Origin of the sequence: Xanthobacter sp., from assembly GCF_041911315.1 — a bacterium.
GTDB lineage: Bacteria > Pseudomonadota > Alphaproteobacteria > Rhizobiales > Xanthobacteraceae > Xanthobacter > Xanthobacter aminoxidans.
Genome location: NZ_JAYRPE010000015.1, coordinates 19,848 through 37,145, shown reverse-complemented (window position 1 = coordinate 37,145; position 17,298 = coordinate 19,848). Strand labels below are relative to the sequence as shown.

The window sequence follows — 17,298 nt, the reverse complement described above, 5'->3', positions numbered from 1 at the left end:
CCCGGCGTCGCCACAGTGGCGGCGCATCGGGCGGGGTCGCGGGCGCGGCGTCGGCCGGAGGATTTCGGGAGGAAGGCCATGCTCACGCGCCGCCGCCTGCTGGCGCTCTCGGGCGCCGCGCTGTACGGCGCTGCCGTCGCGCTTGCCGGCGGGCCGTTCTCTCCCGCGCGTGCCGCGCTGCCGCCCATCCGCCTCGGCATCCTGCAATTCGGCTCGGCCGCTTGGGAAATCGCGGCCATGGGCGCGCTGGGGCTCGATGCGGCCAATGGCGTGACGCTCGAGGTCACCCGCTATGCCAACAATGACGCCGGCCGCGTCGCCTTCATGGCGGGGGCGGCGGATGCCATCGTCAGCGATCTGCTCTGGGCGGCGCGGGTAAAGGCGGACGGGCGCGATCTCGTCTACATCCCCTTCTCCTCCTCGGAAGGGGCGGTGATGGTGCCCAAGGGCTCCCCCATCCGCTCCGTCGCGGACCTCGCCGGCAAGAGGCTGGGGGTCGCCGGCGGCCCGCTCGACAAAAGCTGGCTCATGCTCAAGGCGACGGCGCAGGAGAAGGCCGGCCTCGATCTCCAGACGGCCGCCCAGCCGGTGTTCGCCGCGCCGCCCCTGCTTGCCGCCGAACTTGAGGCCGGCCATCTCGACGCGGCGCTGATCTACTGGACTTTCGCCGCGCGTCTGGAGCCCAAGGGCTTCCGGCAGATGCTCACCGTGGAGGAGATGGTGAAGGGCTTCGGCCTCGCCCATGAGCCGACGCTGGTAGGCTACGTGTTCGACGGCGCCTTCGCCCGTGCGAACCCCGGTACGGTCGCCGCCTTCGCCGCCGCCTCCCGCGCCACCAAGACGGCGCTGGCCGATCCTGATCCCGCCCGCTCCGGGCCCGGCTGGGCGGCGGCGCGGGCGCAGATGCAGGCGGGCGACGAAGCCACCTTCGAGGCGCTGCGGCGCGGCTTCCTCGCCGGCATCCCCCGGCTGTCGCTTGCCGAGGAGCAGACGCTTGCCGCGCAGCTCTATGCCGTTCTGGTGAAGCTCGGCGGAACGAAGCTGGTGGGCAGCGCCACGCGCCTGCCGGCGGACCTCTATTTCCAGGCGCCGGCGGCGCGATGAAGCTCCTGTCCTCGGGCACCGCGGCGCGGGCGGCCTCGCTCGTCCTGCTGCTGCTGGCATGGGAGATCACGGCGACCCTGGCGCACAGCCGGTCCCTTCCGGCGCCGCATGCGGTGTTCGCCTTCATCGCGCGTGAGGCGACCGGGGGCGATCTTGTCTCCAACATCGCCATCACGCTCGGGCGGGTCGTCGTCTCCTTCGTGGTGGCCATGGCGCTGGGCTGCGCCATCGGCGTCGGGCTCGGCCGCTCGCGCAGACTCGACACGGCCTTCGATACCTGGGTGATCGTTCTGCTCAACACGCCCGCCCTCGTCATTACCGTGCTCTGCTACATCTGGCTCGGCCTCACCGAGGCGGCGGCGGTGCTCGCCGTGGCGCTCAACAAGATTCCGACCGTGGCGGTGCTGATGCGCGAGGGCACCCGCGCGCTCTCCCCGGAACTCGATGAGATGGCGAGCGCCTTCCGCCTGTCGCCCATGGACCGGCTGCGCCACGTGCTGATCCCGCAGTTGCAGCCGCATCTCGCGGGGGCGGCGCGCTCGGGCCTCGCGCTGGTGTGGAAGATCGTGCTCGTGGTGGAGTTGCTGGGGCGCCCCAACGGCGTCGGCTACGCCATCTCGGTCTATTTCCAGCTGTTCGACGTGACCGCCGTGCTCGGCTATTCGCTGGCCTTCATGGCGGTCATGCTGGCCATCGAATACGGCGTGCTGCAGCCCTATGAAGCCCATGTCCGACGCTGGCGCCTCTCCGCTCATTGAGGCGGTCATCCGCGCCAAGACCTACCGGCGGCCCGACGGGACCGGGATGGAGGCCGTGTGCGGCATCACGCTCGCCCTTCGCAGGGGCGAATTCGTCTGCCTCATCGGCCCCTCGGGCTGCGGCAAGACGACGACGCTGCGCATCCTCGCCGGGCTCGACCGCGCCTTCGAGGGCGAGGTGAAGCCCGATCCCGCGACCCTTTCCATCGGCGTCGCCTTCCAGGAACCGCGTCTTCTGCCGTGGCGCACGGTGGAGGAGAACATCCGCCTCGTGCTGCCGAAGGCGCGCCGGGCCATGGACCTCGCTCCGCTGATCGCGCGCTTCGGCCTCTCGGCCCATGCGGCGCGCTATCCCGGCGAGCTGTCGCTGGGCCTCGCCCGGCGGGTGTCGCTGGCGCGCGCCATGGCGCTGGAGCCGGACCTTCTGGTGCTCGACGAGCCCTTCGTTTCCCTCGATGCCCAGGCCGCCGCAGAGCTGCGCCGCTACGTGGCGCTGGCGGCGGACGGCGGGACCAGCGTGCTCATGGTGACGCACAATGTGCGCGAGGCGCTGGAGCTGGCCGACCGCGTGGTTATGCTGGCGCCACGGCCCACCCACGTCGTCGAGGAGGTGTGTCTCGCCTTGCCGCGAGCCATGCGCGATGGTCCATGGATCGAGGCCGAGCGGGCGGCGCTGGCTGCGCGCTTTCCTCTGCTGCGGGAGGGGTGAGATGGAGCGTTCCGGAGCCCATGGCTGCAAGCCCCAGACGGTGCAGCGCGTGGCCGCAGGCGCGGCGCTCGCGGCGCTGCTGGTGGGCGCGATTCCAACTGCAGCGCAAGCGCAGCCGGAGCCGTTCGCGGTGAGCGAGATCGCCCCTGGCGTCTTCGTCCATCAGGCACCCTATGCCCTTGCATTGCCGAAGAATCTCGGCTTCGTCGGCAATGCCGGCTTCGTCGTCGGCAAGGATGCCGTGGCGGTGATCGACACCGGCGGCAGCAAGGCGGCGGGGGAGGCGCTGAAGGCGGCCATCCGGGCCCGGACGACGCTGCCGATCCGCTATGTCATCAACACCCACATGCATCCCGATCACGTGCTCGGGGATGCCGCGTTCGTGGGGCCGGGCGTGACCTTCATCGGCCATCACAACCTGCCGGAGGCGCTCTCCGCCCGCGCCTCTTCCTACCTTTCCGCCACCGAGCGCCTCATCGGCCCGGAGGCGGCGGAGGGGACGCGGGTGATCCTGCCCGACGAGACCGTGGACAAGGTGCGCAGCATCGATCTCGGGGAGCGTCCGCTGCGCCTCGAGGCGTGGCCGACCGCCCATACCGCCACCGACCTCACGGTATTCGACGAAAAGACGAGCACCTGGTTCCTCGGCGATCTTCTCTTCCTGGGGCATGTCCCCGCCCTCGACGGCAAGGCCCTGGGCTGGATCGCCCTCCTGGAGGAGATGAAGCGCCGGCCCGCGGCCCGCGTGGTGCCGGGCCACGGTCCCGCCTCCGCCCCCTGGCCGGACGCTGCGGCGCCCACCGAGCGCTATCTCAAACGCCTCGTCGCCGACGTGCGTGCCACGGTCAAGGCCGGCGGCACCATGGCCGAGGCGGCCCGCGCGGCTGGTCGCGAGGAGGCGCCGGACTGGAAGCTGTTCGACGACTTCAACGCCCGCAACGCGACGTCGGCCTATCACGAGCTGGAATGGGAATAGGGCCGCGCAGCCGCAGCCGAACGCGAATATTGCTGCGCTGCAAAATTACGTAGGGCAACTTCGCGCTTGCAGTATAAATCGCCTCGTCAACCGGACATTTGGCGTATTGCCTTGGGCGAAAACATTGCTTACGTTCCTCACAGCTTCGGCTTCAACAGCTCCGTGCGGGGAACGCGGGGTTGGTTCGCAGGCCTGCGGGACGCACTTGTCACCGCAAGGCTTCAGGGCATCACGCCGGTCGTGACACGCTGCCGAAGTAGATGGAGTCCCCCAAGGCGAAAACAAACGCTCAGTGCGTTTCCCGCTCCACATGCGCGTGGAGGCGGACCCGCATCCATCGGAGGAAGCCCGGATGAGACGTCTTTTGGTTTTGACCGCCACGGCGGCGGCAACCGTATTTTTCGGCGCGCCCGCCAGCGCGAATGACAGTGTTCTCAAGCTTACCCAGGACCCCAACCAGTGGGTTCTCCAGACCGGCGACTACGCCAACACCCGCCATTCCAAGCTCAAGCAGATCACGACCGACAACGTGAACAAGCTCCAGGTCTCCTGGACCTTCTCCACGGGCGTGCTGCGCGGCCATGAGGGCTCTCCGCTGGTCGTGGGCGACATCATGTATGTCCACACGCCCTTCCCGAACATCGTCTATGCCCTCGACCTCAACAACGAAGGCAAGATCATCTGGAAGTACGAGCCGAAGCAGGACCCCACCGTCATTCCGGTGATGTGCTGCGATACGGTGAACCGCGGTCTCGCCTATGCCGACGGCAAGGTGTTCCTGCATCAGGCCGACACCAAGGTCGTGGCGCTCGACGCCAAGACCGGCAAGGTGGCCTGGTCGGTGGTGAACGGCGATCCCAAGAAGGGTGAGACCAACACCGCCACCGTGATGCCGGTGAAGGACAAGGTCCTCGTGGGCATCTCCGGCGGCGAGTTCGGCGTGCAGTGCCACGTCACCGCCTACGACATCAACACCGGCAAGCAGGCGTGGCGCGCCTATTCCGTCGGCCCGGACAGCCAGATCCTGTTCGACGAGAAGACCACTGCGCTCGGCAAGCCCGTGGGCAAGGATTCGTCCCTCGCCACCTGGCAGGGCGACCAGTGGAAGACCGGCGGCGGCTGCACCTGGGGCTGGTATTCGTACGACCCGCAGCTCAACCTGATCTATTACGGCTCGGGCAACCCCTCGACCTGGAACCCGAAGCAGCGCCCGGGCGACAACAAGTGGTCCATGACCATCTTCGCCCGTGACGCCGACACCGGTGTCGCCAAGTGGGTCTATCAGATGACGCCCCACGACCAGTGGGACTATGACGGCATCAACGAGATGATCCTCGCCGACCAGCAGATCGGCGGACAGACCCGCCCGACGCTGGTGCACTTCGACCGCAACGGCTTCGGCTACACGCTGGACCGCAAGACCGGCGAGCTGCTCGTGGCCGAGAAGTTCGACCCGGCGGTGAACTGGGCTTCGAAGGTGGACATGGACAAGAACAGCCCGACCTATGGTCGTCCGCTGGTCGTGGCCAAGTATTCCACCGAGCAGAACGGCGAAGATGTGAACTCCACCGGCATCTGCCCGGCGGCACTCGGCACCAAGGACCAGCAGCCTGCGTCCTACTCGCCTGACACCGGCCTGTTCTACGTGCCCACCAACCATGTGTGCATGGACTACGAGCCGTTCCGCGTCAGCTACACCCCCGGCCAGCCCTATGTGGGTGCCACGCTCTCCATGTTCCCGGCTCCCGGCAGCCATGGCGGCATGGGCAACTTCATCGCGTGGGACGCCAAGCAGGGCAAGATCGTGTGGTCCAACCCGGAGCAGTTCTCCGTGTGGTCCGGCGCTCTCTCCACTGCCGGCGGCGTGGTGTTCTACGGCACCCTCGAAGGCTACCTGAAGGCGGTCGACGCCAAGACGGGCAAGGAACTCTACAAGTTCAAGACCCCGTCCGGCATCATCGGCAACGTCATGACCTACACCCACAAGGGCAAGCAGTATGTGGCTGTGCTCTCGGGTGTCGGCGGCTGGGCCGGCATCGGCCTCGCGGCCGGACTGACCGACCCGAACGCCGGCCTCGGCGCGGTGGGTGGCTATGCGGCCCTCAGCAACTACACCGCCCTCGGCGGTCAGCTGACGGTCTTCGCCATCCCGCAATGATCGGGCGGCGTTAAGGCCAGGCGCATCTCGCATGCGCAGTCGGGCCGGCTTGGGGAGACCCCCGCCGGCCCGATCCTTTTCACAGCAGGGAATGCCCCGCCGGCCAGAGCCGGAACGGGAACCTGCGCCCGGCGCTCGCGCCCGCCGATGCGGGATTTTCGCGGCCCGGCCCCTTGCGAAACCGGAGACGGATGCGCCCAGCCCCCCAGGGCCCGTCTTCGCCCTTCGTCAGTCGTTTTGGAGAGATCGTGTGGTTTCCTCGCTCACCCTGACCCGCGCCGGCGCATTCTTCCTCGCCGCCTTCTCGCTCGCCCTCGGCAGCACCGCCTCGCGCGCCGAGACCACCAAGCCGGCGGACCCCAAGCCGGTGAAGGAGGAGGGCGGCCGCTATTACGACGTCGACGGCGCGCCCACCTACAACATCAAGCCCGATGGCCAGGTGGACTGGCTGACCTATTCCGGCTACCGCCGCTACCACGCCGAGTGCCACGTCTGCCACGGCCCGGACGGCATGGGCTCCACCTACGCCCCGGCCCTCGCCGACTCGCTGAAGACGATGAACTTCGACCAGTTCAGCGAAGTGGTCGTCGGCGGCCGCCAGAACCTGAGCAACGGCAACGACCGGGTGATGCCGTCGTTTGGCCTGAACAAGAACGTGATGTGCTACCTCGACGACCTCTACGTCTATCTGCGCGCACGCTCCACCGACGCTCTGGGCCGCGTCCGCCCCGCCAAGCGGGACGACAAGTCGAAGGAGATTGCCGATGCCGAGAAGGCCTGCCTCGGCGAGTAGGGAACGGTTCGCGCCCCTGCTGGCGTCGCTTGCGACGGCAGCCCTCGCCGCCATCCTGCTGCTCAGCCCTTCGGGGGCCGGTGGGCAGCAGATTCCAGACCAGGTCTCGGCGGATGCCCTCCGGGTGTGCGCCGATCCCGCCAACATGCCGTTCTCGAATTCCGTCGGTGAGGGATTCGAGAACAAGATCGCGGCCATCGTCGCCGACGAGCTCAAGCTGCCCCTGCGCTATTATTTGATGCCGCAGGGCCCCGGTTTCGTGCGCAACTCGCTGGGCCGTCGCCTGTGCGACGTCATCATCGGCTATGTGGCCGGTGCCGACCTCGTCCTGCACACCAACCCCTATTACGAATCGGTGTTCGTGCTGGTGGTGAAGGCCGGCGGTCCGCTCGACGGCGTGACCCAATTGTCCGATCCGAAGCTCAAGACGGCGAAACTCGGCGTCATCGCCGCGACCCCGCCGGCCGACCACCTTCTTGAACTGGGGCTCATCGGCAACGCCCGCACCTATTCGCTCCTCGTGGACCGGCGCTATGCCTCCCCGGCCGAGGAGATGCTTGCCAGCCTCAATGCCGGCGAGATCGACGGCGGCCTGCTCTGGGGCCCCTCGGCCGGCTATTTCGCGGCGCGGTCAGCGACGCCACTCAAGGTGATCCCGCTGGTGAAGGAGGCACCCCGCCCGGCGCTGGCCTACCGAATCACCATGGGCGTCCGCCCCACCGACCACATCTGGAAGCAGACGCTGAACACCGTGCTGCGCAAGCGCGCCGACGACATCGAGAAGGTGCTCGTCGCCTATCACGTCCCGCTTCTGGACGAGGACGGCCAGCCCATCGCGCCGCACGCCGGGACGCCGGGCCAGTGAGCCGGACGATGCAGGGAGCGGGCCGGAGCAGCCGCCTTGCGATCGCTGTGCTGGGCGGGCTCTGCCTGCTGGCGATGCCGGCCCTTGCTCAGCCCGTCGCCGCCCCTTCCGCCCCGACCGCTGCTCCACCGGCAGAGCCCGAGGGCTACCGGCTGGACGCCTATCGTGCGCCGGTGCCGGCGACGCTCCATGGCGCCCGCGTGCTCGATGCTGCCGCTGCGGCCGAGCTGTGGCGCAAGGGCGGAGTCGCCTTCGTGGACGTGCTGCCGCGCCCGCCCAAGCCGGCGGGCCTGCCGGCGGGAACGCTGTGGCGGGACCAGCCCCATTCCACCATTCCGGGTGCCATGTGGCTGCCCAATGTGGGCTTCGGCGCGCTCAATGCGGAGACCGAAAGCTATTTCCGCGCCGGCCTTTCCGCCGTCACCCGCGGCGATGTGAATGCGCCGCTTGTGATTTTCTGCCAGCGTGATTGCTGGATGTCGTGGAACGCCGCCAAGCGCGCCCTCGCCTATGGCTACACGGACGTATCCTGGTTTCCCACCGGCGTAGACGGCTGGGGCGAAGCCGGGCTTCCGCTGGAAGCGGCGCAGCCGCGCCCCTAGGGCGGAACCCGACCCGTGCGTCGCCGGCAAACGCGGCGCGGACAATAAGGCCGACACGGCCATGACCGACTCTTGGGAGGCAATGCCATGAAGCGCTTATCCCTGCGCTGTTCCGCCGGCACCACGGGGGCCGTGCTCGCGGCTCTACTCTCGGCAATGCCGCTGGCCATTGTGTTCGCCAGCCCCGCCGCCGCCGAGTCCGCGCAGGCCGACCCCGACAGGCCGGAAGCCACATGGTCGTCCATCCGCGGCGATATCTTCCCTTCGGCCAAGATCAGCGACGCCGGCAATGCGGTGCGGATCGACGCGCCGGGCCGGGCGGAGGATGCCGCCCTCGTGCCCCTCACCCTCGCGCTCGAACTGCCCAAGGACGATCCGCGCACGCTGAAGGCGGTGACGCTCATCATCGACGAGAACCCGTCGCCTGTGGCCGGCCGATTCGCCTTCGGCGACGGCATCCGCACTTTCTCGCTCTCCGTGCGGGTGCGGGTGAATTCCTACAGCTGGGTGCGCGCCGTGGCCGAGACCAGCGACGGCGCCCTCATCATGACGAAGGCTTATGTGAAGGCAGCGGGCGGCTGCTCCGCGCCGGCGACCAAGGACACGGCGGAGAGCATCGCCAAGCTCGGCGAGATCCGATTCCGGTCCTTTGCCGATTCCGGCCGCGCGGAGGCGCAGGTGCAGATCCGCCATCCCAATTTCTCCGGCCTGCAGATGGACGAGGCGACGCGCGGCTACACGCCGGCATGGTTCGTGCGCGAGGTTCAGGTGAAGCAGGGCGCCAAGCTCATCTTCGCCATGGAGGGCGGCATCTCCATCAGCGAGGACCCCACCTTCCGCTTCAGCTTCACCCCCTCCGCAGCCCCGGTTTCGGTCCGCGCCGAGGACACGGAGGGCAAGATCTTCGCCCGGACCTTCCCGGGCAACGGGAGCTGAGCCCCGACGCTTTAGGGCATCCTTCGCCTCGTCATTCCGTCCCACGCCTTGCCGGCGCCGCATCCCTGCTCTAGCTCCGCCGGAGCGGATGCGGAGGATCAGGTGGCTTACGGTCTCATCGGCGGGGCAGGTGTGGGATTTGCGCTGGGGGGGCCGCTCGGTGCCCTGCTCGGGGCATTGGCGGGCCATGTGATCGACCGCGTTCTGCTCGCTCCCGCGCCCAAGCCTGCCGCCTTCTCCATCGCCCTCATTGCGCTGTCCGCCAAGATGGCCAAGGCCGACGGCGTGGTGGTGCCGGCCGAGGTGGAGGCCTTCCGCGAGGTGTTCGACATCCCGCCCGAGGATCTCGACGCGGTGGCGCGGCTCTACAATCTCGCCAAGCAGGATACCGCCGGCTTCGAGGCCTACGCCCATCAGGTCGCGGACCTGTTCGCCGACGCGCCGGACACGCGGGAAGACCTCATGGACGCGCTGTTCCACGTGGCGAAGGCGGACCATGCCCTGCATGACAAGGAGCTCGTCTTCCTCGCCGAGGTCGCCCGCATCCTGGGCTTCGAGGGACTGGCCTATGAACGCATCGAGGCGCGCCATGTGCGCCGTCCGGGCGATCCCTATGCCGTGCTCGATCTCGACCCCGGCGCCAGCGACGACGAGGTGAAGGCGCACTGGCGCGCGCTGGTCTCGACCCACCATCCCGACCGGCTCGCCGGCCGTGGCCTGCCACCCGCCGCCATCAAGCTCGCCAATGATCGGGTGGCGGCGCTCAATGCCGCCTATTCCACCATCGCCCGACAGAGGGGCCTGTGATGGACGCGCCCGCCGCCCCCGAACTTGTCGCCTCCGATTCGGCGCTGGTGGATACGCTTGTTCCCTCCCCGAATTTCGGCGAGCGCCGCTCAAGCATCGACATGCTGGTCCTGCACTACACTGGCATGGGCAGCGCCGATGCGGCCATCGAGCTGCTGCGGACGCCGGCGGCCGAGGTCTCCTGCCATTATGTCATCCGGGAGGACGGCAGCATCGTGCAGATGGTGGCGGAGGGCGCGCGGGCCTGGCACGCGGGGCTGTCCTCGTGGGAAGGCATCACTGATACCAATTCCCGCTCCATCGGCATCGAGATCGTCAATGGCGGCCACGATTTCGGCCTGCCGCCCTTCCCGGATGTGCAGATCGCGCGGGTGATCGCCCTGTCGCAGGACATCATCACCCGCCACGCCATCCGTGCCGACCGGGTGCTCGCCCATTCGGACATCGCCCCGGCGCGCAAGCGCGATCCCGGCGAGCGGTTTCCGTGGGGCGTCCTCCACGCGGCGGGCGTCGGCCATCTGGTGCCGGAGGCGCACATCACCGGGGGGCGGTTCTTCATGCCGGGCGATGCGGGGGAGCCAGTGGCGGCGCTGAAAGCCATGCTGGCGTGGTATGGCTACGGCATTGCTCTCGATGACGCGTATGACGCGGCGACGGCCGAGGTGGTGGCCGCCTTCCAGCGCCATTTCCGCCCCTCGCAGGTGGATGGGGTGGCGGATGCCTCGACCCTGCTCACCCTTCGCAACCTGATCGCCACCCGGCCGGACAAGGCGATCCCGGTGGCCTGAGGCGACGCGGGATGCCGTGCCGCTTCGCTCCATCGCCGCGCGGGCTTGAACGGGCGCGTGCCCGTTCGGTCAGGCGATGCCGGTGAGCAGCAGATCGTGGATATGCAGCACGCCCACGGGCGCCCTGTCCTCCACCACCAGTAGCGCGGTGATCTTGCGCGCGTTCAGGATGTTCAGCGCCTCGGAGGCGAGCTGGTCCGGCCGCACCGTGCGCGGGGCCGGGGTCATGATCTCGTCCACCGTGCGGGCGGCGAGGTCGTTGGCCATGTGGCGGCGCAGGTCACCGTCAGTGACGATGCCGGCGAGCGCCCCGTCCTGAGCCACCACGCCGACGCAGCCGAGACCCTTGGCGCTCATTTCCACCAGCGCCGCGCCCATCTTGGTGCCGCTCTGCACGAGCGGCAGGGCCTCGCCCGCGCGCATCACGTCGCGCACGAATTTCAGGCTGGCGCCCAGCTTGCCGCCGGGATGGAGCTGGCGGAAATCGAGCGCGGTGAAGCCGCGGCTCTGCAGCAGCGCCACCGCCAGCGCGTCGCCCAGCGCCAGCTGCATGAGGGTGGAGGTGGTGGGGGCGAGCCCGTGCGGGCAGGCCTCCTGCGCCACCGGCAGGTTCAGCACCACGCTGGCCGAGGAGGCGAGGGCGCTGGTGGGATTGGACGTGAAGGCGATCAGCGGCACGTCGAAGCGGCGCGAATATTCCACGAGATCGCGCAGTTCCACTGTCTCGCCGGACCACGACAAGGCGACGATCACATCGTCGGTGGTGATCATGCCGAGGTCGCCGTGGCTTGCCTCGGCGGGATGGACATAGTGGGCCGGCGTGCCGGTGGAGGCGAGCGTCGCGGCGATCTTGCGCGCCACGTGCCCGCTCTTGCCCATGCCGGTGATGATGACCCGGCCGTGGGAATTCTGGATGGTCGCCACCGCCACGTCGAAGGCGGCGCCGAGCGGGCCGGCCATGGCCTTGGCGAGGGCTTCGAGCCCGGCCTTTTCGGCATCGAGGGTCGCCAGCGCCGAGACCACGGACGCGGGATGGATATGGGGGACGGGCGGCATGTCGGAACCGCCGGGACCCTCGGGATCGCCGTCGGCGGGAGTCTTGTTCACCGGAGAACGCATCATCGGCGATGATTAGCACCCTTCCGCGCCGAAGGGGAGCGGCGGGGCGGCGGCGGTATCGGGTTGGCTAAAGGCGCGGCCTTCAGCCTTCGTATTTCTCGAGAAAGGCCTCGATGGGGAGGCTGCGGAAATCCGGCAAGGCGGCGCGGAGCTGCGCGTGGGGCCAGTCCCACCAGCCGAGCGCCTGGAGGCGCGCGGCGATCTCCTCGGGAAACCGCCACTTCACGAGGCGCGCCGGCACGCCGGCGACGATGGCATAAGCGGGCACGTCCTTCGACACCACCGCGCCCGCCGCCACCACGGCCCCGGTGCCGATGCTGCGGCCGGCCAGCACCACGGCGCCGTGGCCGATCCACACGTCATGGCCCATGGTCAGCTGCTGGTCGCGCCGCCACTGGAAGAAATCCGTCTCGTCTTCCTCGCCGGGGAAATAGGCGGAGGCGCGATAGAGGAAATGGGATTGGGAGGCCCGCCACGTCGGGTGGTTGCCGGGATTGAGGCGGGTCATGGCGGCGATGGAGCAGAACTTGCCGATGCGCGCATAGGCGATGTCGGAATCGTTCACCACGTAGGAGTAATCGCCCATCTCCACTTCGAGCAGCTTGGTGCGCGGACCGACCTCGGTGTAGCGGCCGAGGGTGGAGGCACGGACCTGCGCCGTGGGATCGATGAGCGGCGTCTCACCGAGCTGCTTCATTGGGTGGCTCCCAGCGGATACCGCCGCAGGAGCCGGAACTGAGGCGCCCCGGGCTCCTGCACGTAGAGCGCCATGTCCGTGATCGTCGCCGGCACGTCCGCGCCACTGGCGGCGAAGGCGGCGGTGAGCGCGTTCAGCGCCTGAACCCGCTCCGGCTCCGGCAGCGGACCGGTCAGCGTCATGTGGAAGCGGAATTCGTCGAGGACGTATGGGTAGCCATAGGCCTCCAGATAGCCGAGCTGCCGCGCGGAGAGCCGGTCGGGCTTGCGCCGCGCGATCTCCGAGGCCGAGAGCGGGGCGCGCAGGCCATCCAGCTCCAGCACCGCCGAGCGGGCGAGGTCTTCGAGCTTGGGCGACGGAACGGCCGGCACCAGCGCCACGAACGGCCCGATGGCGCGGACCTCCAGCGGCGGCATCTCGAAGGCATGATGGCCGGCGGCGCAGCGGGCCATGAGCTGCGCCAGATCGTCCTCGGACGCGCCGTCCGCGAGCCGGAACGGCGCCTTCAGCGTGCCGTGGAAGCCGTAGCGGCGGGGCTCGGCGGTCGCCTGATGCCAGGCCGCCGCATCGAAGCCGGCGATGTCGGGAGCAGCCAGCGCGGCGCCCGTCTCCGCGTCATAGCCGAGCGCCGCCGAGCCGAAGCGCCAGAGGGCGCCATCGGCGGGCGGGGCGAGGTAGACGGCGTAGCGCCGGGCGGCAGTCACGGGCGGTCTCCTGAAGAGTGGGTGCTCGGATGGTCAGCGCAGGAAGGGATTATGCGCCTTCTCGTCGCCGATGCTCGTGACAGGACCATGACCGGGAAGGCAGACCATGTTGTCGCCGAGCGGCAGCAGCTTTTCCTTGATGCCCTTGATGAGCAGATCGGGATCGCCATAGGGGAAGTCCGTGCGCCCCACCGAGCCGCGGAACAGGGTATCGCCGACGATGGCGAGGCCCACCGGGCGGTGGACAAACACCATGTGCCCCGGCGTATGCCCCGGCACGTGCAGCACCTCCAGCGAGACGTCCCCCACGCTCACCGTGTCGCCCTCGTTCAGATAGAGGTCCGGCGTCACCGAACGGGCGCCCTCGATGCCGTATTTCTCGGCCATGCGCGGGATGTCGTCGATGATGAACTGGTCCGCCGCGCCCGGGCCTTCCACCTTCACGCCGAGGCTTTCCGCCAGTTCAGCAGCGCCGGCGGCGTGATCCACGTGCCCGTGGGTGAGCAGGATCTTCTCGATGGTCACGCCGGTCTCGGCGATGGCGGCGCGGATGCGGTCGAGATCGCCACCGGGGTCGATCACCGCGCCCTTCATGGTTTTGGTGCACCACAGGATGGAGCAGTTCTGCTCGAACGGCGTGACGGGCACGACGGCAATCTGGATGGGCTGCATGAAAGGTCCGTTCTGGCGTGTCGTGTGCTGGTCACTGGGAGATGGCGCGGGCCATCTCCACCAGCCGGCGCACCATGTGCGAGGAGGGATCAGCGAGCGTATCCACCACCGTGAAGTGGTTCGCGCCCGGCACGTCGAAAGCCTGCGCGGCCACGCCCTTGGCGCGCCAGCTCGCGGCGAGGTCATGGGCCTGCCGCAGGAATTCCGCGCTCTCGGCCCCGCCGACGAAGGCATCGAAGCTGCGTCCCGCCGGCACCGGCCAGGAGGCGGGGGAGAGGCGCCGGGCCTCCTCCGCATCGAGGCGCAGCGCCTTGTTCATGGAGGTGGGGACGAGCGGCTCAAGCTCATAGACGCCGGAGATGCCGAGACCGGACGGGATGAGATTGTCCGGCGTGTCCACATCGATCTCCCGCCAGGAGGTGGCGGCCAGCGCCGCGGCGAGGTGCCCGCCGGCGGAATGGCCGCACACCACCAGCGGCCGGCCGACGAGGCGGTAGAGGGTGATGGCCGCGGCCCGCGCCTGCGCGAGGATGGTGCCCACCGGCACCAGCGGCGCGAGGTCATAGCCGGCGAACGCCATGGCGACGCCATGGGCGAGGCACCCGGCCGCGGCGAAGGTGAAATCGCGCGGGTGTAGAGACTGGAAGTAGCCGCCGTGGAGGAACAGCACCACCGGCGCCTGCCGGTCGGTACCCGGCCAGATGATGTCGAGGATCTGCCGCGGGCCGGAGCCGTAGGGTACGCCGAGGTCGGCCGCCACCGCTGCCCCGCGCATGGCGGCCGAGCTGTGCGCCCAGCGCTCGAAGATGGCGGGATGGTCCGGCACGCGGGCACGGTTGTTGTATTCGACCTCGTGGTCCATCAGCCCTCCCCCTAAACTCTTTTGGATCCCCGTCGTTCAATCCCCGTCGCCGTGGGCGCTGCGGATGCGTCGCACCACGGACCACACGCCCAAGAGCGCCAGCGGCACGGCGGCCGCCGTCACCAGCCCCACGTCGATGTGGATGCCGAGCATCCTGGCGTCGACGCCGCTCTCGTGGATGCCCTCGGCGAGGTGGTGCACGAGGCTGACGACATAATAGGAAATCGCCGCGACGGACAGGCCCTCGACCGTCCGCTGCAGGCGCAGCTGCAGGCGGGTGCGGTCGTTCATTGAGGTGAGCAGGTCGCGGTTCTGCTGCTCCAGCTCCACGTCCACGCGGGTGCGCAGCAGGTCGGCGGCGTTGGCGAGCTTCTGGGCGATCTTGTCCTGCCGCTCCTCCAGCGTGAAGCAGGTGCGCATGGCCGGCGCCATGCGGCGGTCGAGGAACTGCTGCCAGGTGGGAAAGCCCGGCACCGACATCTCGCGGATGGTCGCAAGGCGCAGCCGCACGATCTCCATGTAGGCGCGGCTGGCGCCGAACCGGAACAGGGAGGCGGTGGCCCCCGCCTCAAGCTCGGCGGCCAGCGCCACCAGTTCGTCCAGCAGGCGGTTGTTGTCGGAAAGGCCCTTGGCCGACATCATTTCGGTGGCCGAGCCGGCGAGCCGCTGCTCGATGCGGGCCACCTCGGGCGCGAGGCGCTGCGCCTCCGGGAGGCCGAGAAGGGCGAGGGTGCGGTAGGTCTCGATCTCCAGCACCCGCTGCACCAGCGCGCCGCATGCGTCGGCGCCGAGGCCGCGGTCGCGCACCAGGATGCGCACGAAGCCGGAGGGATCGGCCATGAAGTCGGTGGCGATCTCGGCGAAGCCGTCGCTCACGTCCGCGCGGGCGAGGCTGGAGCGGTCGAACACCTTTTCGAGGAAGAAGTCCTCGGCGGTGTCCCGCAGGAGGTGCAGATCCACCGCCACCAGCAGCGGACCGGGCTGCGGCACTTCGCCGAAGGGGCTGGCGAGGGTGGTCGCCGGCGGCTGGAACGGCAGGCCCCCCTCCGCAAGGTCAAGGGAGGGCAGGTCCCAGGTGTAGGTGCAGAATTCCGCGTGGCTTTCCCAGCGCAGCTCGGCGCCGCCGAAGGAGACGTGATGATATTTCGCCCCCGGCGCCGGGGCCGGCAGCCCGCGGGCGTTGCACAGCGCCGCGAGCGCGGCGCGGTCGGACTGGGCGCCCGCCGCATCCAGCAGGAAGGCGGCATGGAGCATGCGGCGCGGTGCCGAGACCGGCACGAAGGGGCGCGCATGCAGTTCCCTCAGGATGGCCGCGCGCAAGGGGTGGGCGCCGAGCGCCCGCCCTTCGCCGATGACGAGATCCGCCTCGCCTTTGGTCATGATGGCGCTCCCCTCCCGTTTTTTCCGTGCTTGCACGGCGGCGCCGTCCGATCAAGCGTTCGGCGGCCGCCCTGTGGTCGCACCGGGCGGCAAGAGGTGTGCCTGCACCGAGGTGAGGCGCTGGTCTGCCTCAGCGGCAGACGCGCACGGGGCCCCACGGGCCGGGGCGCCACCAGCAATAGCGCGGCCCCCAATACGGCCGCCAGTAGTTCGGACGACAGCCACCCCAGGGGCCACGGTGCCAGCCGATGCCGCAGCCGCCAGCGACCGTCTGGACCGTCGCGAGCCGATCGAGCGGCTGGGGCGCCGGGAAGGCGGCGGCGACGCCGGTGCCGAGCCCGAGAAAGCCCGCTGCGGCGGCGGCGATCAGGATCTGTTTGCGCATGATGTCTCTCCTGTTGCCGAGAGCGAAGCGGCGTGCCCGCCGCCGTTTTACGACGCGATGGGCAGGGCGGCGGTCCAGCCGCCGCCCTGGAGTAACGCTTCAGCGGCGCCTCAGTTGCACACGCGGACCGAGCCGTAGGGGCCGGCACGCCACCAGCAGTGACGCGCGGGCACGACCACTGCCGGGCCGGGCGCGACCACGACCGGACGGGGCGCCACGACGACCGCGTGCGGGGCCACATACACCGCACCATTGCCGCGACAGCCGCCCCACGGGCCGCGATGGAAACCGACGCCGCAGCCGCCGGCCACGGTCTGGACGGTCGCGACCTCAGGCGCCTGCGGCAGCGGGAAGGCGGCCGCCGGAGCGGCGAGGGCGCCGAGCGCCGGGGCGGCGAGGGCGAGAAGTGTCAGCGCGCGCATCACTCCTCCTCCTCGAAGATCCACAGCTCGGAGGTGTTGGGCTGCTGGCCGTTGTCATGCACCCCGAGGAAGGTGGGGATGCGGTTGCGCTGGGCCGGGGTCAGCGAGGCGACGAAGGGCTTGGCCGCCTCGACGAAGTTGGCGAGCGCCTTGCCGCGGGCCTGTTCGGCGGTGGCGACGTTGGCGAGCACGTCCAGCACGGTGGCCGGCGGCGGGGCGGAGAGGCGCTTCTCGCGGCGTTCGATGGCGCCCTTCACCGCGTCGCGGATGGAGGCTTCCACCGGCGGCCAGAGCTTCTCCTGGTCGGGGGTCAGGCGCAGCACGGTCTTCAGCGCGGCGAGGCGGGCGTCGAGCACGGCCGCGGCGTCTTCGGCCGTGTAGGGCGCGGCGTCGGTGGGAGCGGCGGGCGCCGGCTGGGCGGCCGCGATGCCGCCCGCGAAGACCGTGCCGAGGGCCACGGCCGTCGCCGAGGCGAGGGCGAACTGACGGAAAGAGCGCATGTTCTTTTGCTCCCTGTGCGGTCCGGCGGAGTGCCGGCCGGTCTGTCCGGGATCGTGCCGG

General features: G+C 69.6%; 20 protein-coding genes. 11 read left to right on the top strand and 9 right to left on the bottom strand.

What is annotated here, in order from left to right:
• Window positions 1-78: 78 nt before the first annotated feature.
• From ACE3QW_RS05780 to ACE3QW_RS05730, 11 genes are all read left to right on the top strand, one after another.
• Complete coding sequence (locus tag ACE3QW_RS05780; RefSeq protein WP_374250793.1) at window positions 79-1,104, top strand: ABC transporter substrate-binding protein; 1,026 nt, start codon at window positions 79-81, stop codon at window positions 1,102-1,104.
• Window positions 1,101-1,862, top strand: a complete 762-nt coding sequence (locus tag ACE3QW_RS05775; RefSeq protein WP_374250792.1) for an ABC transporter permease — start codon at window positions 1,101-1,103, stop codon at window positions 1,860-1,862. Before ACE3QW_RS05780 ends, ACE3QW_RS05775 begins: the two co-directional genes overlap by 4 nt.
• Window positions 1,831-2,571: an ABC transporter ATP-binding protein gene (locus ACE3QW_RS05770; RefSeq protein WP_029556273.1), complete on the top strand. Its 741-nt coding sequence runs from the start codon at window positions 1,831-1,833 to the stop codon at window positions 2,569-2,571. The genes ACE3QW_RS05775 and ACE3QW_RS05770 overlap by 32 nt, the downstream gene beginning before the upstream one ends.
• Before the next feature lies 1 nt (window position 2,572).
• Window positions 2,573-3,547 carry a quinoprotein relay system zinc metallohydrolase 2 gene (locus ACE3QW_RS05765; RefSeq protein ID WP_374250791.1) on the top strand — a complete coding sequence of 325 codons (975 nt, stop codon included), beginning with the start codon at window positions 2,573-2,575 and terminating at the stop codon, window positions 3,545-3,547.
• Between the two features lie 352 nt (window positions 3,548-3,899).
• Entirely contained in the window at window positions 3,900-5,705 is a 1,806-nt protein-coding gene (gene xoxF5 / locus ACE3QW_RS05760) for a lanthanide-dependent methanol dehydrogenase XoxF5 (protein ID WP_029556271.1), read from the top strand.
• A 250-nt stretch (window positions 5,706-5,955) separates the two neighbouring features.
• A complete protein-coding gene (locus ACE3QW_RS05755) occupies window positions 5,956-6,498 on the top strand; it encodes a c-type cytochrome, methanol metabolism-related (RefSeq protein WP_029556270.1) in 543 nt (180 codons plus the stop codon).
• Complete coding sequence (locus ACE3QW_RS05750; RefSeq protein WP_374250790.1) at window positions 6,470-7,363, top strand: substrate-binding domain-containing protein; 894 nt, start codon at window positions 6,470-6,472, stop codon at window positions 7,361-7,363. The genes ACE3QW_RS05755 and ACE3QW_RS05750 overlap by 29 nt, the downstream gene beginning before the upstream one ends.
• A gap of 8 nt (window positions 7,364-7,371) precedes the next feature.
• A complete protein-coding gene (locus tag ACE3QW_RS05745) occupies window positions 7,372-7,965 on the top strand; it encodes a PQQ-dependent catabolism-associated CXXCW motif protein (protein WP_374250789.1) in 594 nt (197 codons plus the stop codon).
• An 87-nt stretch (window positions 7,966-8,052) separates the two neighbouring features.
• Window positions 8,053-8,901, top strand: coding sequence for a quinoprotein dehydrogenase-associated SoxYZ-like carrier (locus ACE3QW_RS05740; RefSeq protein ID WP_374250788.1), 849 nt, complete (start codon window positions 8,053-8,055; stop codon window positions 8,899-8,901).
• 102 nt (window positions 8,902-9,003) lie between these two features.
• Complete coding sequence (locus ACE3QW_RS05735; protein WP_374250787.1) at window positions 9,004-9,708, top strand: TerB family tellurite resistance protein; 705 nt, start codon at window positions 9,004-9,006, stop codon at window positions 9,706-9,708.
• Window positions 9,708-10,496: an N-acetylmuramoyl-L-alanine amidase gene (locus ACE3QW_RS05730; protein WP_374250786.1), complete on the top strand. Its 789-nt coding sequence runs from the start codon at window positions 9,708-9,710 to the stop codon at window positions 10,494-10,496. Before ACE3QW_RS05735 ends, ACE3QW_RS05730 begins: the two co-directional genes overlap by 1 nt.
• A 69-nt stretch (window positions 10,497-10,565) precedes the next feature.
• On the opposite strand, the gene ACE3QW_RS05725 is transcribed toward ACE3QW_RS05730, so the two are convergent.
• From ACE3QW_RS05725 to ACE3QW_RS05685, 9 genes are all read right to left on the bottom strand, one after another.
• The gene (locus tag ACE3QW_RS05725) at window positions 10,566-11,552 is read right to left on the bottom strand and encodes an SIS domain-containing protein (protein WP_029556264.1); all 987 of its coding nucleotides are present in this window, start codon (window positions 11,550-11,552) and stop codon (window positions 10,566-10,568) included.
• 145 nt (window positions 11,553-11,697) lie between these two features.
• Window positions 11,698-12,312: a chloramphenicol acetyltransferase gene (locus ACE3QW_RS05720; RefSeq protein ID WP_374250785.1), complete on the bottom strand. Its 615-nt coding sequence runs from the start codon at window positions 12,310-12,312 to the stop codon at window positions 11,698-11,700.
• Window positions 12,309-13,016: a DUF1045 domain-containing protein gene (locus ACE3QW_RS05715; protein WP_374250784.1), complete on the bottom strand. Its 708-nt coding sequence runs from the start codon at window positions 13,014-13,016 to the stop codon at window positions 12,309-12,311. The genes ACE3QW_RS05720 and ACE3QW_RS05715 overlap by 4 nt, the downstream gene beginning before the upstream one ends.
• A gap of 33 nt (window positions 13,017-13,049) precedes the next feature.
• Entirely contained in the window at window positions 13,050-13,688 is a 639-nt protein-coding gene (locus ACE3QW_RS05710; RefSeq protein ID WP_284145295.1) for an MBL fold metallo-hydrolase, read from the bottom strand.
• A 31-nt stretch (window positions 13,689-13,719) separates the two neighbouring features.
• Window positions 13,720-14,550 (bottom strand): alpha/beta hydrolase, encoded by an 831-nt coding sequence (locus ACE3QW_RS05705; protein WP_029556260.1) that lies wholly within the window; start codon window positions 14,548-14,550, stop codon window positions 13,720-13,722.
• Window positions 14,551-14,586: 36 nt separating this feature from the next.
• Window positions 14,587-15,930 carry a DUF3422 family protein gene (locus tag ACE3QW_RS05700; RefSeq protein ID WP_250165449.1) on the bottom strand — a complete coding sequence of 448 codons (1,344 nt, stop codon included), beginning with the start codon at window positions 15,928-15,930 and terminating at the stop codon, window positions 14,587-14,589.
• 130 nt (window positions 15,931-16,060) lie between these two features.
• Entirely contained in the window at window positions 16,061-16,315 is a 255-nt protein-coding gene (locus ACE3QW_RS05695; RefSeq protein WP_250165448.1) for a GCG_CRPN prefix-to-repeats domain-containing protein, read from the bottom strand.
• Between the two features lie 110 nt (window positions 16,316-16,425).
• Window positions 16,426-16,737, bottom strand: coding sequence for a GCG_CRPN prefix-to-repeats domain-containing protein (locus ACE3QW_RS05690; RefSeq protein ID WP_038192807.1), 312 nt, complete (start codon window positions 16,735-16,737; stop codon window positions 16,426-16,428).
• A complete protein-coding gene (locus ACE3QW_RS05685) occupies window positions 16,737-17,237 on the bottom strand; it encodes a Spy/CpxP family protein refolding chaperone (RefSeq protein ID WP_250165447.1) in 501 nt (166 codons plus the stop codon). Before ACE3QW_RS05685 ends, ACE3QW_RS05690 begins: the two co-directional genes overlap by 1 nt.
• Window positions 17,238-17,298: the final 61 nt, after the last annotated feature.